We start from the raw sequence: 930 nt of genomic DNA on the forward strand, positions 1-930 counted from the left end.
CGATACGAATACCTAAATTCTTTGCTTCGCTGGCAATATCAGAAGAACTGTTAATGTGAATCTCATTTTCTTTAAAGGTTAGCCAAATTTGAGACATATAACCTTCTTTACCCATCTCCCAAGTTGGCGTGCTAATAACAAGCCCTTGAGTTAATGCTGTATCACCCTGCTTTAACACCCAAATATCATAGTTTGCAGGAAGGTCTTTCTCGCTAATTGCTAAGGGCTTAACAGAGCCTTTCTTTTGCACAACAGGCGCTTTAACAACATCTTTTTTAGCTTCCTCTACCTTCGCAGCTACTTTTTTAACCTCAGCTTTAGCTGGCTCTTTTTCTACTGCTACCTTCACACCCTTGTCTGCTACCGCTGTAACGGCCTTCTGCGTTACTTCTGCGACAACTTCCTTAACTGTAGGCTTCACCTCTTTGCTGACCGGCTGTTCAGTCTTAGCACCTGGTTCAACCACAGGAGCTTTAAGGCTTTTCATCATTTCATCAGCTTTAGCAGCATTTTCTTTCTCGTTCCTAGCTAGCTCCTCTTGGCTTGGCTGTACTTCCGCCACACTAAGCTCAGCCGAGCTATCAGACATCGCACTATTGTCCTTCTTATCAACTGAAGCACAGCCAGCAGCTAAACTGATGACTAAACCAGCTCCCACCAAAGATAGGCTGCGATTCAAGTTTGAAAGATTTGTTTTTGCTGCATTCAGCATTTGAAATGTATTGAGTTCGGGTTTCATTTTTTCTTCCTAAAACAAGCAACAGAGCGCCTTGCACTTTTCGTCATAACTACAACATTTGCCACTTATGCCACCATAAGCACCAATAATTTACTCAAGATCAGGAAAGGCTTTAATTCAGTGTAGACATAATTCTCGCTTTGCCAGCTTTACAAGCAAGGTATAAGGTTAAACAATGTCAAATACGCAGG

The 930-nt window shown here is 42.2% G+C and carries 1 protein-coding gene; it reads right to left on the reverse strand.

Features of this window, described 5'->3' with window-relative positions:
- A partial coding sequence (locus A3761_RS24040; protein ID WP_156492085.1) for a hypothetical protein occupies nt 1-739 on the reverse strand: 739 nt, incomplete at its 3' end.
- Nucleotides 740-930 lie beyond the last annotated feature (191 nt).

The organism is Oleiphilus sp. HI0123, from assembly GCF_001635315.1.